This window comes from Vibrio sp. SNU_ST1 (assembly GCF_030563405.1).
GTDB lineage: Bacteria > Pseudomonadota > Gammaproteobacteria > Enterobacterales > Vibrionaceae > Vibrio.
Map to the genome: position 1 here is coordinate 2,779,631 of NZ_CP130748.1, position 16,680 is coordinate 2,796,310.

Genomic DNA, 16,680 nt, shown 5'->3' on the forward strand with positions numbered 1-16,680 from the left:
ATGTCACGAACAATTATGGCATTTGACTACGGTACAAAAAGTATCGGCAGTGCGATAGGACAAGAAATCACGGGCACCGCAAGCCCTCTAAAAGCTTTTAAAGCCAAAGATGGCATCCCTAACTGGGACGATATCGAGAAGCAAATTAAGGAATGGCAGCCAAATCTTATCGTGGTTGGCCTTCCTACCGACCTTCATGGTAAAGATCTAGCAGCTATTACACCCAGAGCGAAGAAGTTCGCTAACCGTCTTAAAGGACGCTTTGGTGTGGATGTTGAACTGCATGATGAAAGACTTTCTACGACAGAAGCAAGGGCCGACCTTTTTGAAATGGGCGGCTATAAAGCGCTAAGTAAAGGTAACGTCGATAACCAGTCTGCAGTCGTCATTTTAGAGAGCTGGTTTGAAGCACAATATTCTTAACGAAAATAATGACAATTGAATACGCATCTGCAAACGCCTGAGTTTTTAATCTCAGGCGTTCTTCTTTAGAGCCTATAGCTTCTACCCCATATCAATCTTCACGCCAGCCAACGCACCAGTTCCGTAGTCATCATCGCCACGTTTAGTCTTAAGCATTAAGCGCAAGTCATTGGCAGAATCTGCACTATGGAACGCATCATCCTCGCTAATCTTGTCCGCAAGCACTAAATCATACAAAGCTTGGTCAAAAGTCTGCATACCAATCTCTTTCGATTTGGCCATAGTCGCTTTTAACTCATGCAAGTCACCACGACGAATCAAGTCAGATATACGAGGGCTATTCAGCAGAATTTCGAAGACACCATGACGACCATTGCCATTTTTATCGCGTATTAACTGCTGAGCAACCACACCACGCAGATTCATCGACAGATCAAACAGGAACTGTTCTTTCTGCTCTTTCGGCACCAAGTGAAGAATACGCTCTAGCGCCTGGTTAGCGTTATTGGCATGCAGGGTTGCCATACACAAGTGACCCGTTTCAGCAAAGGTCATTGCGTATTCCATGGTTTCACGACTACGGATTTCGCCAATCAAAATCATATCAGGGGCTTGGCGTAACGAGTTTTTAAGCGCGACTTCATAGCTTTCGGTGTCGAGTCCAACCTCACGTTGAGTCACGATGCACTTTTTATGTTCGTGTACGAATTCAATTGGGTCTTCAACCGTTAAGATATGTCCTGAACGATTGGTATTGCGATAGCCTGTCATCGCAGCCATCGAGGTCGATTTGCCAGAGCCAGTCGCACCAACCACCAGCACAAGCCCGCGCTTAGCGATTGAAAGGTCTTGTAGTACGTCAGGAAGCTTTAATTGCTCAAAGGTTGGGATGTTAGTCTCGATGCGTCGAATTACTGCTCCTGGTAGCTCTCGCTGAAAGAACGCACTGACACGAAAACGACCAAAATCACGCACGATGGCAAAATTAGCCTCACGCGTTTGTTTGTATTCATCGCGTCGATCTTGATCCATCATTGCATCAAGTAACTGAGATACTTGATCAGCATTCAACTTCTCTCCCTGAGGTCGCAGTTCACCATCCACACGAAATAGGATTGGCGCATCGACAGTGATGTAAAGATCCGACGCCTTTTGAGAAAGCATCCCTTCAAGAATTTGATTCAATTCCATTTTGTTCACCTTGATTAAAACATTGAGGTTTCAATTTCGATCTTTTTCTCGACCTCTTCCGAGTCAACCAAGCCTTGCGACATCAGCTGTTTCGCGTTTTGCTCCATGGTCTGCATACCATGTGCCGCGCCCGTTTGAATAATCGAGTACATCTGCGCGACTTTATCTTCACGAATCAAGTTTCTGATTGCAGGTGTCGCCATCATGATTTCGTGACAAGCGACACGACCACCACCGACACGCTTTAACAGCTTCTGGGCAATCACCGAACGTAACGATTCAGACAGCATCGAACGAACCATATCTTTGTCGCTACCCGGGAATACATCGATAATACGGTCTACGGTTTTTGCTGCAGAGCTGGTATGCAAAGTACCAAAAACTAGGTGACCAGTTTCTGCGGCCGTTAACGCTAAGCTGATCGTCTCTTGGTCACGAAGCTCACCTACAAGAATTACGTCTGGGTCTTCACGTAACGCGCTGCGCAGCGCAGCTTTAAAGCTGTGGGTATCACGATGGACCTCTCGTTGGTTAACAAGGCATTTATTGTTGGTATGAACGAATTCAATCGGGTCTTCAATCGTTAGGATGTGCTTATTGTGGTTACGGTTAACATAATCAACCATCGCCGCCAAAGTTGTCGATTTACCAGACCCCGTAGGGCCCGTCACCAGCACTAAGCCTTTTTCATAATTGGCAATTTTTTCAAAAATATCAGGTGCGCCCAACTGCTCTAACGTTGGGATTTCTACAGGGATGGTTCGAAAGACCGCTGCGCACCCACGAGCTTGGTTAAAAGCATTAACACGGAATCGACCAACATTGGGTAATTCAAAAGAGAAGTCGACTTCCAATTTTTCTTCAAACTCACCACGCTGTGAATCGCTCATGATCTCAAAAACCAAACGATGGACATCAGCATGACTCAAAGCTGGTATTCCAAGCTTCCTTACTTCACCATCTATACGTACCATTGGAGATACACCCGCTGAAAGATGTAGATCTGACGCGTTATGCTTTACACTAAAATCTAGTAACTCAGTGATATCCATTTATTTTCCCTTAAGTAAAGTCAGCTATGAGTAGTATTCAACAAAATATCGAACAAATCACCTCACAGATTCGTAGTGCTGAGCAAAAGTGCGGACGAGCTCCAGAGTCCGTGCAACTTTTAGCCGTCAGCAAAACTAAACCTATTGATGCGATTCTAGAAGCCGCACTCGGAGGCCAAGTTGCCTTTGGTGAAAACTATGTTCAAGAAGGTGTCGATAAAGTAAAACACTTTTCAGAACAACATTCTAACCTAAATTTAGAATGGCATTTTATTGGCCCAATCCAATCTAATAAAACTCGCCCTATTGCGGAAAGCTTCCAATGGGTGCATTCCGTTGATCGCGATAAGATCGCACAAAGGCTTAATGATCAGCGACCAAACGAGCTTCCACCTCTACAAGTGCTCATTCAAGTGAACACCAGTGGTGAAGATTCGAAATCAGGAACGTCAGAAGAGACAGTTTTTGCACTGGCAGAGTTGATTTCGTCACTCCCCAACCTCACTTTAAGAGGATTGATGTCGATTCCCGCTAACGTATCTGACTATCAATCTCAGCTTAAGGCATTTTCTCAACTGGCAGAGCTTCAACAAAAGCTCGCAGCGAAGTATCCAGACATCGATACCCTGTCTATGGGTATGAGTGGTGATATGGATGCAGCAGTTGAGGCTGGAAGTACCATGGTTCGTATTGGAACGGCCATCTTTGGTGCTCGTGATTACGCGAATAACCGTAGTAAGTAACCAACGACAAGTACAAGTATTGATACCGCTTCGCTTGAACCGCGCAGCGACACGCTCAGGATTTTATATATGGAACATAAGAACATCGCCTTTATTGGGGCGGGAAATATGGTTCGCTCGATTGTGGCGGGCTTAGTGGCAAGTGGTTACCCAGCGCAAAAGATTACTGCAACAGCGCCTTCAGACACCAGAAGGCTGCCGTTAGAGCAAGAGTACGGCATCAATACCACCAGCGATAATGTTGCCGCAGCAGAGCAAGCAGACGTTGTTGTGTTATCCGTGAAGCCACAGATGATGGCTGATGTATGTAAACCCTTACAAAGCATCGACTTTAGCAACAAACTGGTTATATCAATTGCTGCGGGTATTAATGCGAATCGATTCAATGAGATGTTAAACTGCCAGCTGAACCTTGTTCGTGTGATGCCAAACACGCCATCGCTGCTTGGTAAAGGGATGAGCGGTCTTTATGCCGATTCAACGGTCAGCCAAAATGATAAAGACTTTGCTTCTCAGCTGATGCAAGCTGTAGGTGAAGTTAGCTGGGTTGAGCAAGAGTCTGGGATTAATAACATCATTGCGGCGGCGGGCAGTGCTCCAGCTTACTTCTTCCTGTTTATGGAAGCGATGCAAGCCGAGGCAATCAACCAAGGCTTCGACCAAGAAACCGCTCGTAAATTAGTGCAGCAGTCGGCATTAGGCGCGGCAGAGATGGTGATTGCTAATCCAGACACAGAATTATCTACACTGCGTGAGCAAGTGACTTCAAAAGGTGGAACGACCGCAGAAGCACTGCGCACGTTTAACGACCATCAACTATCAGACATCGTAGCAAAAGCCATGCAAGCGGCGGTTGCTCGAGCTGAAGAGATGGAAAAACTGTTTTAATACTAATTACAGTAAAAAAGCATTGTGTCGTTCAGGCGATACCTAAACGGCAAGTAAATCCGAAAAAGGAAACAATATGAACTCGATGAGCTTTCTGATCTCGACCGTTTTTGATCTTTACATCATGGTTGTGATCTTGCGTATCTGGCTACAAGCATCACGTGCAGATTTCTACAACCCATTCTCACAATTTATCGTAAAAGCGACACAACCAGTTGTTGCCCCACTACGCCGAGTGATTCCATCAATCGGCAGCCTTGACCTTGCGACGGTTGTTTTCGCTTATGTGCTATGTGTACTTAAGTTCGTCGCTCTAAATCTCATTATCTCTGGCGGTGCGGCTGTATTTGACATCAGCTTCCTGATCTTTGGCGCACTATCTCTGCTCAAAGCGGCTGGTGGTTTGATTTTCTGGGTTCTACTAATCCGTGCAATCCTGAGCTGGGTTAGCCAAGGCCGTAGCCCAATCGAATACGTGTTCCATCAACTGACGGAACCAATGCTTGCTCCAATTCGTCGTATTCTTCCAGCAATGGGCGGTTTTGATTTAAGCGTACTGGTACTGTTTATTGTTCTGCAATTTGCGAACTTCTTAATGGGTGACCTAATTGGTCCTATTTGGTATCAGCTATAATTCAAGTACAAACATCAGGTACTTTGACGATGCCAAAATCGGTTTGGGCCGAGGAAGACGATATTCTTCTTAGGCTCTATATCCAACCCAAAGCAAGCCGAGACAAAATTGTCGGCTTACACGGCGAGGAACTGAAAATTGCCATTACAGCACCACCGGTTGATGGCAAAGCCAATGCTCACTTAGCGAAATACCTTGCGAAACAATTTAAGGTCGCTAAAGGGCAAATTACGATAGAAAAGGGAGAGCTAGGTAGGCACAAGCAAGTTCGAATATGCTCGCCAAGCCAAATCCCAACTGAAGTCAAAGCCATCCTATGATGGCTTTTTGCTATTTATTGGAGTCATTATGCGTTTATGGATAACAGCACTACTCACCGCTCTTGTTGCCTTACCAAGTTCGGCAGGGCAGTTTAAAAGTATCAAGGATGTCGAGGTTCACTACTCGGCTTTCAATTCCACGTTTCTAACTGCGCAGGTCGCTAAACAATATACACTTAAACGAAACGGATACTCTGCGATTCTAAATATCAGCGTGCTAGACAACGCTTCTCTAGGCAAGCCTGCAACAACGGCTAAAATTACGGGAACAGCACGAAACCTAGTAGGCAACACTCGCACGCTTAACTTCCGTGAAATAAAGGAAGGTGATGCGATTTATTACCTTGCAGAGTTCCCTATCACTCACGAAGAAAACATCACTTTTAATATCGATGTTAACGCCGGTTTGAAAGGCACAGGTCCACTGCGTTTCACACAAAAATTCTATATAGAAGAGTAGCTTCAAAGCTCACATTTCTAGTCATTAACTTATTAGAGCCACATCCCCATGAGTAAGATTGTTTTAGCAACAGGCAACCAAGGCAAAGTTCGCGAGATGGCAGATATTCTGTCTGAGTTTGGTTTCGACGTTGTCGCGCAAAATGAATTTAACGTTTCAGAAGTCGCAGAAACAGGAACGACTTTCATTGAAAATGCCATCATCAAAGCTCGCCACGCAGCGAAAGAAACAGGGCTACCAGCCATTGCGGACGACTCTGGTTTAGAAGTTGATTACCTTAATGGTGCACCCGGTATCTACTCAGCGCGTTACTCAGGTGAGGGGGCGACGGATAAGCAAAACATCGAAAAACTGCTTGATACCATGCAAGGTGTGGAAACTGAAAAGCGTACCGCTCGTTTCCACTGTGTGTTGGTACTAATGCGTCACGAAAACGATCCAACACCATTGGTGTGTCACGGTAAATGGGAAGGTCGCATTCTGACTGAAGAGCACGGTGAGAATGGCTTTGGCTACGATCCTGTATTCTTTGTACCAGAAGATAACTGCGCCGCAGCAGAGCTTGAATCATCACGTAAGAAGCAACTGTCACACCGTGGTAAAGCCCTCACGTCATTATTTAAGACGCTCAAGGAGCAAGCTCTGTAATGCACAATACAGCGCTTATACCACCCGCACTTAGCCTCTATGTCCACATCCCATGGTGTGTACAAAAGTGTCCGTATTGTGATTTTAACTCTCATGCTCTAAAAGCCGAGATTCCTGAAAAAGAGTACATCGATGCGCTACTTGAGGATCTCGATACCGATATCGAAAAATACCAACTCAATGGCGCACCTCGCCCATTGCATTCGATCTTTATTGGTGGCGGCACGCCGAGTCTATTTTCTCCAGAAGGAATAGGTCGATTGCTGCAAGGCATTGAACAACGCATCCCGTTCAAACCTGAAATAGAAATCACCATGGAAGCTAATCCGGGAACTATCGAAGCTGAACGTTTTGCAGGTTACCAAAAGGCAGGTATTAGTCGTATCTCAGTGGGTGTACAAAGTTTTGAGCAAGAGAAACTGGAAAGGCTTGGGCGTATTCACGGTCAAGACGAAGCGGTTAACGCAGCTCACTTAGCGCATAAAATTGGATTAAATAGCTTCAACCTAGATTTAATGCATGGCTTACCCGATCAAAGCATTGATCAGGCCTTGGCTGATTTAGACAAAGCGATCGAGCTTAATCCTCCGCATTTATCTTGGTATCAGCTAACAATAGAACCTAACACCATGTTCTATTACAAAACGCCAAAGCTGCCTGACGATGATGACCTTTGGGATATTTTCGACTTAGGCCATAAGAAGCTCGCAGACGCAGGTTATGTACAGTACGAAATTTCAGGCTACAGCAAGCCGGGATATCAGTGTCGGCATAATCTCAATTACTGGCGCTTTGGTGACTACCTAGGAATTGGCTGTGGTTCTCATGGCAAGCTAAGTTTTGCAGATGGACGTATTGTTCGCACCACTAAGGTTAAACACCCTAGAGGCTACCTAGCAGCGTATCAAAATCTGGTGAAGCCTTATTTATCTGATGAACTTGAAGTACCGAACGAGGACCGCCCTTTCGAGTTCTTCATGAACCGCTTCAGGCTAATGGAAGCGTGTCCAAAACAAGACTTCATTGATACGACTGGGTTAGAGTTTGATTCGATTCAGCCAACGATAGAGTGGGCCAAAGACCTCGGTTATCTTAATGAAACCGACAGCCATTGGCAGATCACTGAAAAAGGAAAGCTGTTCCTAAATGATCTACTTGAAGCCTTTATGGCAGAAGAAGACGAATAGTTCGAACGCTAGAATGCAAAAAGCCTCTCATCACGAGAGGCTTTTTTGTCGAGCTTAGAGCTTAGAGCTTAGAGCTTAGAGCTTAGAAAATAGAACGACCAATACGCTCTGAAAGCAACTCTAGAGCCTTAGTACCAGCAAGAGAGTTACCAGAAGGATCAAGCTCTGGAGACCACACCGCGATTGTCATCTCACCCGGAACGATAGCAATAATACCGCCACCGACACCCGATTTTCCTGGCATGCCAACACGGTAGGCAAACTCACCAGCCCCATCGTACAAGCCACATGTTGCAAGCAAAGCATTCAGCTGTTTGGTTTGAACTGGCGTGATGATCTCTTTCTTAGTCTGAACCGACACGCCTTTGTTTGCCAAATAGCTAAAGGTCTTCGCCAAGTCAACACAGGTCATTTTAAGCGCACAAGCATGAAAGTAATTGTTGAGTACGGGGATAACATCGTTCTCAAAATTACCAAATGAACGCATCAAATAAGCGATAGCAGCATTACGATCGCTGTGCATCATCTCAGAAGCCGCCACAACCTTGTCATACACAATATGAGTATCACCTGATAACTGACGTACAAATTCTAATAAACGATGTCTCGGCGCTGATAGACGGCTTTGCAATAAGTCAGCAACGATAATTGCACCTGCGTTAATAAACGGGTTACGAGGGATGCCGTGTTCCATCTCAAGCTGAATCATCGAGTTAAAGGCTTGTCCTGAAGGCTCCTTCCCAACGCGTTGCCAAATTTCTTCCGGCTTATACAACACCATTGCTAGCGTCAGGCTTAAAGCTTTAGAGATTGATTGCACGGAAAAGGCTTCATCGGCATCGCCAGCTTGAATGACTTCACCTTCATTGGTATATACCGCAATCGCCAATTTCTGGTTCGATACACGAGCCAATGCAGGAATATAATCTGCGACCTTTCCCTGACCAATTAAAGGGCGAACTTCATCTAAAATCTCGGCCAAAATAGCTTGAGTTGGTTTCATGTGTGCTTACTTCTTTATTGTTATTTTTGTAGGGGGGTGACATTACTTTCTGTCCTTAAACCTTTATCGCAATAAAAGCCTAAGGACAAAAAAGCCAACACTACAATAATGTTGGCTTTAATCAATCCCATAAAGTGTAGGGGTTAAATCCTAAGTCGGATTCACCTTCACTTAATTTAATTCAGAATTACTTAGTACGCTTGAACTTAATGTCCCAAACACCATGACCTAAACGGTGGCCACGAGCTTCAAACTTAGTTAGCGGGCGCTCATCCGGACGAGGAATGTAATCACCATCTTCAGCGATATTCTCGAAACCTGGAGCAACGTTCATCACTTCAATCATATGTTCTGCGTAGTTTTCCCAGTCAGTCGCCATATGGAAAATACCAGTATCAAGTTGAAGCTTACCGCGAACCATCTCTGCAAACTCAGCCTTAACGATACGACGTTTGTGGTGACGAGCTTTATGCCATGGGTCAGGGAAGAACAGTTGCAGTGTATGCAGGCTGCTGTCTGGGATCATGTGTTCAAATACTTCTACTGCATCGTGACACATTACACGCAGGTTAGTTACGCCAGCATCGCGAGCTGTACCTAGACACGCACCAACACCTGGGCTATGAACTTCAATACCTAAGAAGTTTTTCTCAGGTGCGTTCTTTGCCATTTCAACCAGTGATGCACCCATACCGAAGCCAATCTCTAGTACAACAGGGTTATCGTTGCCAAATACTTCTTTCCAGTTAAGAAGTTCTGGATTGTAGTCGATACCCATTGTTGGCCAACATTCGTTCATCGCGTTTTCTTGGCCTTTTGTTAAGCGGCCTTCGCGGCGAACAAAACTACGGATCTTACGAACCAGTTTGCCGTCTTCAGTATATTCGTTAGTGGTCACTTCACTCATTGATTTTTGCCTGCACATTGATTAATCAAAGCGGGGATTATCCAAAGAATTGCCTCCGGTGCAAGTCTTTCCGTGGATAAATTCCCACACAATTTGTCTGTTTTACATCCAACCGTAAGTGTGGTGCAATTTCACTCCTAATAATAGCAAAGCATAGAGCATGTCGTGACTCCTTTCGCAACCGCCATATTAAAGTGGTATGACGCCTACGGGCGTAAAGAATTACCTTGGCAACAAAACAAAACCGCCTACACCGTTTGGCTATCTGAAATCATGCTTCAGCAGACTCAAGTCGCTACTGTGATTCCATATTACCAACGCTTCTTAGAACGCTTTCCTACGGTTATCGATCTAGCGAACGCCGAACAAGATGAGGTGCTGCACTTATGGACGGGGCTTGGTTATTACGCACGAGCTCGCAATCTACATAAAGCAGCCAAGATCGTTGCTGAGCAATATGGTGGTGAATTTCCGCTGTCTATCGAAGAGATGAACGCGCTACCGGGCATCGGTCGCTCAACTGCTGCAGCAGTTCTATCATCTGTTCATAAACTCCCTCATGCGATTCTTGATGGCAACGTCAAGCGCACCTTGGCGAGAAGCTTTGCAGTAGAAGGTTGGCCGGGGCAAAAGAAAGTCGAGAACCAGCTTTGGGAATACGCTGAAGTTCATACCCCGAAACAAGACGTCGATAAGTACAATCAAGCGATGATGGATATGGGTGCAATGGTTTGTACTCGTAGCAAGCCTAAATGTACTTTGTGCCCAATTGAGACCATGTGTGAAGCCAAGAAGCTCGATAGACAGCTCGATTTTCCGGAAAAAAAGCCGAAGAAAGAAAAACCAGTGAAAGAAACATGGTTTGTGATTTTGTACCACGACAATCAAGTATGGCTTGAACAACGCCCTCAAACAGGTATCTGGGGAGGGCTATTCTGTTTCCCTCAGAATGAAAATGCAGAGATCGAACATCAGTTAGACCTTCGTTCGATCAAAGACAATGAAACCGATTCGATCAAGACCATGATTGCGTTTCGACATACTTTCAGCCACTACCACTTAGATATCACGCCTGTATTAGTAAAATTAGATAAACAACCAGATTTGATAATGGAAGGGACTAAAGGTCTCTGGTATAACTTATCAAAACCGGAAGAAATTGGCCTAGCCGCTCCTGTAAAGCAGCTTATTGAGAGCCTACCCTTTGAACTGAACGACGACGTTTGAACCAACGAACGCGATAAGAGGAACCACTATGAGCCGCACTGTATTTTGTGCTCGCCTTCAAAAAGATGCTGAAGGCCTAGATTTTCAACTTTACCCGGGTGACCTAGGTAAGCGTATCTTTGACAACGTATCTAAAGAAGCTTGGGGACAATGGCAAAGCAAACAAACCATGCTTATCAATGAAAAGAAGCTAAATATGATGGATCCAGAACATCGTAAACTTCTTGAAACTGAGATGGTTAACTTCCTTTTCGAAGGTAAAGATGTCGTTATTGATGGCTATACCCCACCAAGCGAATAAGACATTTATTTCAGTAAATTTTAATGACATCATGGTTAGCGCCGCGATGTCATTTTTGTATGAGGAACTATGAAAAAGCTAAGTTACTTCCTAACTGCCATGTTGTTAACCGGGTGCAGTCGTGAGTTTGTCGAAAGCATTTATGATGTTAATTACGAACCAACCAACCGGTTTGTAAGTAATTTGGCAGAACTACCAGGGCAATTTGAAAAAGATACTGGTGCGCTGGATGCTTTGATTAGTAGCTTTTCTGGCAATATCCAAAAGCGCTGGGGCAACAGTGAAGTAAAGATGGCAGGTAAGAGTAACTATGTGAAATACATAGACAATTATCTAAGCCGTTCAGAAGTTAACTTCAGTCAAGGTATCATAACGGTAGAAACCGTCTCCTTAACAGATCCTAAAAAGCATCTCAAAAATGCGATCATGACGACGCTCCTGACGCCCGATGACCCAGCTCATGTCGATCTATTTTCGTCCAAAAGCATAAAGCTAGAAGGTCAACCCTTCCTCTACAACCAAGTCGTAGACCAAGAGAAAAAGCCCATTCAATGGACATGGCGTGCTAACAAATTCGCAGATTACCTGATCGCCAACAATCTAAAAACCAAAGAAGTCGACTTTAAAAAAGCCTACTACGTCGAAATCCCAATGGTGGCAGATCATGCGAGTAAACGTAGTTATAAGTATGCCGATATAGTACAACGAGCATCTCAACGCTATGACATCCCTGAAGACTTGATTTACGCAATCATCAAAACAGAAAGTAGCTTCAACCCCTACGCTGTGAGCTGGGCAAATGCTTATGGTCTTATGCAGGTCGTACCAAAAACCGCAGGTCGAGATGTCTTTAAGCTCGTTAAAAAGAAACCGGGAGAACCAAGTCCTGAGTACTTATTCAATCCAGAAAACAACATTGATGCGGGCACCGCATACTTTTACATTCTTAAAAATCGTTATTTGAAAGACGTAAAACACCCGACAACGCTTGAGTACAGCATGATCTCAGCATATAACGGCGGCACTGGTGGCGTACTCAATACTTTCAGTAAGGATAGAAAGCGAGCAATGCGTGACTTAAATTCATTGCAACCGAGCCAAGCTTACTGGGCACTGACAAAGAAACACCCCAATAAAGAGTCGCGCCGATATTTAGAGAAAGTAACAAAATTCAAGAAAGATTTTAACCAAGGTAAAACGTAAGCCTCACTTTTGAATAAAAAAACAACTAACGAACGTTTTTTTTAGTTATTTTCAAAAAAGGTGTTGACGGTTATGCAGAAAATCCGTTTAATAGCGCTCCGTTGCCCGGATAGCTCAGTCGGTAGAGCAGAGGATTGAAAATCCTCGTGTCGGTGGTTCGATTCCGCCTCCGGGCACCACAATTTGATTTGTTGGTGTCAATACTCTTTAACAGGGAGTAGCAACACGGACAAAAGCATAAAGAATTTAGTGTGCCGACTTAGCTCAGTAGGTAGAGCAACTGACTTGTAATCAGTAGGTCACCAGTTCGACTCCGGTAGTCGGCACCATTCTTTTGCCTCGATAGCTCAGTCGGTAGAGCAGCGGATTGAAAATCCGCGTGTCGGTGGTTCGATTCCGCCTCGAGGCACCATTATTTGGTACTTAACAAATGATGGTCTTTATAGACCTAATGTTGAGACAAGTAATTCCCCTTTAGTTCAGTTGGTAGAACGGCGGACTGTTAATCCGTATGTCGCAAGTTCAAGTCTTGCAAGGGGAGCCATTTTAAAGAATTTCATTTTATATGAGGTTTTAATTAGAGAGTTTACTCTCTAAAGCAAAGAATTTAGTGTGCCGACTTAGCTCAGTAGGTAGAGCAACTGACTTGTAATCAGTAGGTCACCAGTTCGACTCCGGTAGTCGGCACCATTCTTTTGCCTCGATAGCTCAGTCGGTAGAGCAGCGGATTGAAAATCCGCGTGTCGGTGGTTCGATTCCGCCTCGAGGCACCATTATTTGGTACTTAACAAATAATGGTCTTTAATAGACCTGATGTTGAGACAAGTAATTCCCCTTTAGTTCAGTTGGTAGAACGGCGGACTGTTAATCCGTATGTCGCAAGTTCAAGTCTTGCAAGGGGAGCCACATTCAAGAAAGCCAAGTCGAAAGACTTGGCTTTTTTTCGTTTGAGCAAAGGTAAACTCCATTCAATATACACATCAGAACAACATTAAATCTTGATAGACTAGTAAAAATAACACTCTCGCCACTCCCAGTAGAGTAATTGCTCTTTGCTCGATTTATTCACTAACACTAAACAAATGTTCTTTTTGGGACTTTTTTTTCTTCGTAAATTTAATCTTCATCATGTTTTGATACCTTTCTGATACCTGCACTACACGACTTAGATTAAGATTCGTTGAATGATACACCATACTTATTATTAAATCGCTGCGCGGGGAAATATGAAATTAAAAACGCAAGCTTACTTATTATCTGGCATCATTTTGATCGCTCTGCTCGCACTGACGGCTACTGGTTTATGGACCCTAAGAGTTGCTAGTAACATAGACAACAAAGCTCGCGTAACAGAGCTGTTTAAAAGTGCATACAGCATCCTAAATGAAGTCGAAAAAATGGCTATTGATGGCACTCTAGAAGAACAGCAAGCTAAACAACTTGCCACTCGCCTGCTACGCAATAACATCTATAAAGACAACGAATACGTATACGTTGCTGATGAAAACATGACCTTTGTCGCGACACCTTTGGATCCGCAACTACACGGAACCAGCTTTAATGATTTTAAAGACGGTGATGGAAATAGCGTTGGCCAACTGATCCAGCGAGCACTTGGTAATCGAACCGGGCAAATAGTCGAGTACACCTGGACACAGAAACTACCCGACGGAAGCATTGAAGAAAAACTGTCAATAGCAGAAAAAACACCTCACTGGGGATGGGTTGTAGGTACAGGTATTGGCTTCAATGAAGTCAACGAAAGATTTTGGTCAACAGCACAATGGCAACTGATTTTGTGTTTGGCTATTGCTGGTGTCATTCTTTCAAGCTTGATTATCTCAATTAAACGTATGCTATCTCTACTTGGCGGTGAACCCAAAGACGTAAGAGAAGCAGTACAAGCTGTCGCAAAAGGAAAAATCCAAACATCGTTCGAGACTCAAGCAGAACAAGGTAGTATCTACCACGCAGTACAACAAATGAGTCAATCACTGGCAGAGTTAGTATCAAACCTTAACTCTTCAATGTTGGCATTAAGAGGCGAATTACAGCGCGTAGAAGATCGTGCAGGTTCTATCGCTCAACTGACTGAAACTCAGCAACAATCAACTGAAATGATCGCAACAGCAATGACCGAGATGGCGTCTTCAGCAAATAATGTTGCTGATTCAGCTGGCGATACTGCACGTAACACCGACGAGGCCGACAAGCAAAGCCAACATACTCAGCTCCTAATTCACAACACAGTAGATAATATTCAAGGCCTAGCAGGACAATTAGGTACAGCGAGTGAAGCTGTCGCTAACCTAGATAACGACGTAAACAATATTGTAAAAGTACTGGACGTTATAGGTGATATCGCAGAGCAAACTAACCTGCTAGCACTTAACGCTGCTATCGAGGCTGCACGAGCAGGTGAGCAAGGTCGCGGCTTTGCTGTAGTGGCAGATGAGGTGCGTAATCTTGCTGGTCGAACGCAATCAAGCACCAAAGAAATTCAGTTAATGATCAATAACCTTCAAGAAGGCTCCCGCAACGCAATTCAAACGATGAATGTATGTGCTGCAACGAGTGAAAGCACTGTGACTGAGTCTCAGAATGCCTCTGAGGCCTTACAACAGATTGTGATTGCATTAGAGTCCATATCATCAATGAGTCATCAAATCGCTACAGCAGCCGCAGAGCAAACTCAGGTAAGCGATGATATATCGAAGCGTATCAATATGATCGAAGAAAGTGGTAACCAACTGAGCGATGTCGTAACGGAAAGCCATAACAGTACTCAAACTTTAGCTTCTCTTTCTAACGAATTAGAGACTTGGGTAAATAGGTTTGAAGTAAAACACTAAACTTTCGAGAAAAGACTTAAATATTAAAGCACGTTTTCATACGTGCTTTTTTTATTTAAGTGCACATTCAAAGCAGTTAATCGTAGTTTTGCCGTCTTTTAAGGCATGCTAGACCTAGGTTTTTCAGCCCAAACGAACAAAAACACCCCACTAAGTATAGAAAAACATCAAACAATACTTTTTTTGCAATTTAATGTTGACCCAGAACGCGAAAACACGTTTAATACACCTCGTCGCCCGGATAGCTCAGTCGGTAGAGCAGAGGATTGAAAATCCTCGTGTCGGTGGTTCGATTCCGCCTCCGGGCACCACAATTTATTTGTTGGTGTCTTAGACAACAACAGTAAAGCACAAAGAAATATTATGTGCCGACTTAGCTCAGTAGGTAGAGCAACTGACTTGTAATCAGTAGGTCACCAGTTCGACTCCGGTAGTCGGCACCATTTCTTTTAAAGCTTTAAGAATAATTCCCCTTTAGTTCAGTTGGTAGAACGGCGGACTGTTAATCCGTATGTCGCAAGTTCAAGTCTTGCAAGGGGAGCCAAGTTAATCATTAAGCGTAAGCTTCTTGATATATGATGCCGACTTAGCTCAGTAGGTAGAGCAACTGACTTGTAATCAGTAGGTCACCAGTTCGATTCCGGTAGTCGGCACCATTCTCTTGATTAGAGATAAAACAATCAATTCCCCTTTAGTTCAGTTGGTAGAACGGCGGACTGTTAATCCGTATGTCGCAAGTTCAAGTCTTGCAAGGGGAGCCAATTAAAGAAAGCCGCATCATTGATGCGGCTTTTTTGCATCTGAAGATTCAAACTTATTCATACAAGTCCACTCACCTTTCTACTACCTCATTTAATTCGAAAACCAACCCTTTTAATACTCTTCTAAAGCAATCAAACTTTTCTCTTTAATTCCGTTTAAGCTATCACAACAACGAGCTAGTCACTCTTGTAAAAAGTCAGTCATCACAAACGTACTAGTTTGGTTACCTTGCTGAAAAACGCTAGTAATGAGTACGGGAATTGAAAAGCTAAAGAATGAATTCAAATAAGCTCTAGAAAGGCTCAGCGGGTTCCTTAAATTGAAGTGATGCACGAATTCATTCTTTATCGAAACTATCCACCACAATCGCTCCCATAGACGCTGGCATAGAAATGACAATCACCCTTTTGATAGATATAATTGGATCGCTTAACAAAGGCAGTTTATCCAAACAAGTCAGCACCAAAGCAACAACCAATGCAGTCATCACATAAGCAATAACAATTCTGAAAATAAATACCGGCAACCGAGCGATGATATCTTTCTGAAATACACTCTCATACGTATAAAAGCCAAGGAATACAGCAGACAATAGAAACAACAACATCAAGTTAGCTGTAGGTAAAGTCTCCCCTAACTTCCAGGCCTCTTCAGAAAAGGAAATCGGCACAGCTAAAGCAAAAGATCCTACAAAGATCTGGCTCGCATCTTCAAAGTTAAAGCTTAGTTTCATAGAACTACCTTTAAGGCTTTTGGACTCAATCAATTTATCGAAGTAATACCAAACTATCCGTTCATGATCTTGGAGAGTTTGGGCTTCCAACTAACAAAGATAACTTTGTGTAACTTTATACTAGTCGCATTTACCAAAGCACAACT

The 16,680-nt window shown here is 43.8% G+C and carries 17 protein-coding genes and 12 tRNA genes; 24 read left to right on the forward strand and 5 right to left on the reverse strand.

Annotated elements, in window-relative coordinates; genetic code table 11:
* Complete coding sequence (gene ruvX, locus Q5H80_RS12155) at positions 1–423, forward strand: Holliday junction resolvase RuvX (RefSeq protein ID WP_004735480.1); 423 nt, start codon at positions 1–3, stop codon at positions 421–423.
* Between the two features lie 81 nt (positions 424–504).
* On the opposite strand, the gene Q5H80_RS12160 is transcribed toward ruvX, so the two are convergent.
* Both Q5H80_RS12160 and Q5H80_RS12165 read right to left on the reverse strand, forming a co-directional pair.
* Positions 505–1,614, reverse strand: a complete 1,110-nt coding sequence (locus tag Q5H80_RS12160; protein ID WP_304564902.1) for a PilT/PilU family type 4a pilus ATPase — start codon at positions 1,612–1,614, stop codon at positions 505–507.
* 14 nt (positions 1,615–1,628) lie between these two features.
* Entirely contained in the window at positions 1,629–2,666 is a 1,038-nt protein-coding gene (locus tag Q5H80_RS12165) for a type IV pilus twitching motility protein PilT (protein WP_304564903.1), read from the reverse strand.
* Between the two features lie 26 nt (positions 2,667–2,692).
* Between Q5H80_RS12165 and Q5H80_RS12170 the strand changes: the two genes are divergently transcribed.
* From Q5H80_RS12170 to hemW, 7 genes are all read left to right on the forward strand, one after another.
* On the forward strand, positions 2,693–3,409 hold the full coding sequence (locus Q5H80_RS12170; RefSeq protein ID WP_304564904.1) for a YggS family pyridoxal phosphate-dependent enzyme: 717 nt from the start codon (positions 2,693–2,695) through the stop codon (positions 3,407–3,409).
* A gap of 69 nt (positions 3,410–3,478) precedes the next feature.
* Positions 3,479–4,297, forward strand: a complete 819-nt coding sequence (proC, locus tag Q5H80_RS12175) for a pyrroline-5-carboxylate reductase (RefSeq protein WP_304564905.1) — start codon at positions 3,479–3,481, stop codon at positions 4,295–4,297.
* Between the two features lie 76 nt (positions 4,298–4,373).
* A complete protein-coding gene (locus Q5H80_RS12180) occupies positions 4,374–4,931 on the forward strand; it encodes a YggT family protein (protein ID WP_012604836.1) in 558 nt (185 codons plus the stop codon).
* 29 nt (positions 4,932–4,960) lie between these two features.
* A complete protein-coding gene (gene yggU / locus Q5H80_RS12185) occupies positions 4,961–5,251 on the forward strand; it encodes a DUF167 family protein YggU (protein ID WP_304564906.1) in 291 nt (96 codons plus the stop codon).
* A gap of 28 nt (positions 5,252–5,279) precedes the next feature.
* On the forward strand, positions 5,280–5,711 hold the full coding sequence (locus Q5H80_RS12190; protein ID WP_304564907.1) for a DUF4426 domain-containing protein: 432 nt from the start codon (positions 5,280–5,282) through the stop codon (positions 5,709–5,711).
* Positions 5,712–5,759: 48 nt separating this feature from the next.
* Positions 5,760–6,359: an XTP/dITP diphosphatase gene (locus Q5H80_RS12195; protein ID WP_304564908.1), complete on the forward strand. Its 600-nt coding sequence runs from the start codon at positions 5,760–5,762 to the stop codon at positions 6,357–6,359.
* Complete coding sequence (hemW, locus tag Q5H80_RS12200; protein ID WP_304564909.1) at positions 6,359–7,546, forward strand: radical SAM family heme chaperone HemW; 1,188 nt, start codon at positions 6,359–6,361, stop codon at positions 7,544–7,546. Before Q5H80_RS12195 ends, hemW begins: the two co-directional genes overlap by 1 nt.
* An 82-nt stretch (positions 7,547–7,628) precedes the next feature.
* On the opposite strand, the gene glsB is transcribed toward hemW, so the two are convergent.
* Both glsB and trmB read right to left on the reverse strand, forming a co-directional pair.
* The gene (gene glsB, locus Q5H80_RS12205; protein ID WP_304564910.1) at positions 7,629–8,549 is read right to left on the reverse strand and encodes a glutaminase B; all 921 of its coding nucleotides are present in this window, start codon (positions 8,547–8,549) and stop codon (positions 7,629–7,631) included.
* Positions 8,550–8,736: 187 nt separating this feature from the next.
* Complete coding sequence (gene trmB, locus Q5H80_RS12210) at positions 8,737–9,456, reverse strand: tRNA (guanosine(46)-N7)-methyltransferase TrmB (protein ID WP_004735468.1); 720 nt, start codon at positions 9,454–9,456, stop codon at positions 8,737–8,739.
* Positions 9,457–9,621: 165 nt separating this feature from the next.
* Between trmB and mutY the strand changes: the two genes are divergently transcribed.
* From mutY to Q5H80_RS12290, 16 genes are all read left to right on the forward strand, one after another.
* On the forward strand, positions 9,622–10,683 hold the full coding sequence (gene mutY / locus Q5H80_RS12215) for an A/G-specific adenine glycosylase (RefSeq protein ID WP_304564911.1): 1,062 nt from the start codon (positions 9,622–9,624) through the stop codon (positions 10,681–10,683).
* 28 nt (positions 10,684–10,711) lie between these two features.
* Positions 10,712–10,984: an oxidative damage protection protein gene (locus Q5H80_RS12220; RefSeq protein WP_010435637.1), complete on the forward strand. Its 273-nt coding sequence runs from the start codon at positions 10,712–10,714 to the stop codon at positions 10,982–10,984.
* 69 nt (positions 10,985–11,053) lie between these two features.
* Positions 11,054–12,187 (forward strand): membrane-bound lytic murein transglycosylase MltC, encoded by a 1,134-nt coding sequence (gene mltC, locus Q5H80_RS12225; RefSeq protein WP_304564912.1) that lies wholly within the window; start codon positions 11,054–11,056, stop codon positions 12,185–12,187.
* A 103-nt stretch (positions 12,188–12,290) separates the two neighbouring features.
* Positions 12,291–12,366 (forward strand) — tRNA-Phe (locus tag Q5H80_RS12230).
* 74 nt (positions 12,367–12,440) lie between these two features.
* Positions 12,441–12,516: transfer RNA gene (locus Q5H80_RS12235), tRNA-Thr, on the forward strand.
* Positions 12,517–12,523: 7 nt separating this feature from the next.
* A tRNA-Phe gene (locus tag Q5H80_RS12240) sits at positions 12,524–12,599 on the forward strand.
* A 56-nt stretch (positions 12,600–12,655) separates the two neighbouring features.
* Positions 12,656–12,731: transfer RNA gene (locus Q5H80_RS12245), tRNA-Asn, on the forward strand.
* 70 nt (positions 12,732–12,801) lie between these two features.
* Positions 12,802–12,877, forward strand: a tRNA-Thr gene (locus Q5H80_RS12250).
* Between the two features lie 7 nt (positions 12,878–12,884).
* A tRNA-Phe gene (locus Q5H80_RS12255) sits at positions 12,885–12,960 on the forward strand.
* Between the two features lie 57 nt (positions 12,961–13,017).
* A tRNA-Asn gene (locus Q5H80_RS12260) sits at positions 13,018–13,093 on the forward strand.
* A 320-nt stretch (positions 13,094–13,413) separates the two neighbouring features.
* The gene (locus Q5H80_RS12265; RefSeq protein ID WP_304564913.1) at positions 13,414–15,039 is read left to right on the forward strand and encodes a methyl-accepting chemotaxis protein; all 1,626 of its coding nucleotides are present in this window, start codon (positions 13,414–13,416) and stop codon (positions 15,037–15,039) included.
* A gap of 235 nt (positions 15,040–15,274) precedes the next feature.
* A tRNA-Phe gene (locus Q5H80_RS12270) sits at positions 15,275–15,350 on the forward strand.
* 56 nt (positions 15,351–15,406) lie between these two features.
* Positions 15,407–15,482: transfer RNA gene (locus Q5H80_RS12275), tRNA-Thr, on the forward strand.
* A 25-nt stretch (positions 15,483–15,507) separates the two neighbouring features.
* Positions 15,508–15,583 (forward strand) — tRNA-Asn (locus tag Q5H80_RS12280).
* Positions 15,584–15,619: 36 nt separating this feature from the next.
* Positions 15,620–15,695, forward strand: a tRNA-Thr gene (locus Q5H80_RS12285).
* Between the two features lie 29 nt (positions 15,696–15,724).
* Positions 15,725–15,800: transfer RNA gene (locus Q5H80_RS12290), tRNA-Asn, on the forward strand.
* A 338-nt stretch (positions 15,801–16,138) separates the two neighbouring features.
* On the opposite strand, the gene Q5H80_RS12295 is transcribed toward Q5H80_RS12290, so the two are convergent.
* Positions 16,139–16,534: a DUF2391 family protein gene (locus Q5H80_RS12295; RefSeq protein WP_304564914.1), complete on the reverse strand. Its 396-nt coding sequence runs from the start codon at positions 16,532–16,534 to the stop codon at positions 16,139–16,141.
* Between the last annotated feature and the right edge of the window lie 146 nt (positions 16,535–16,680).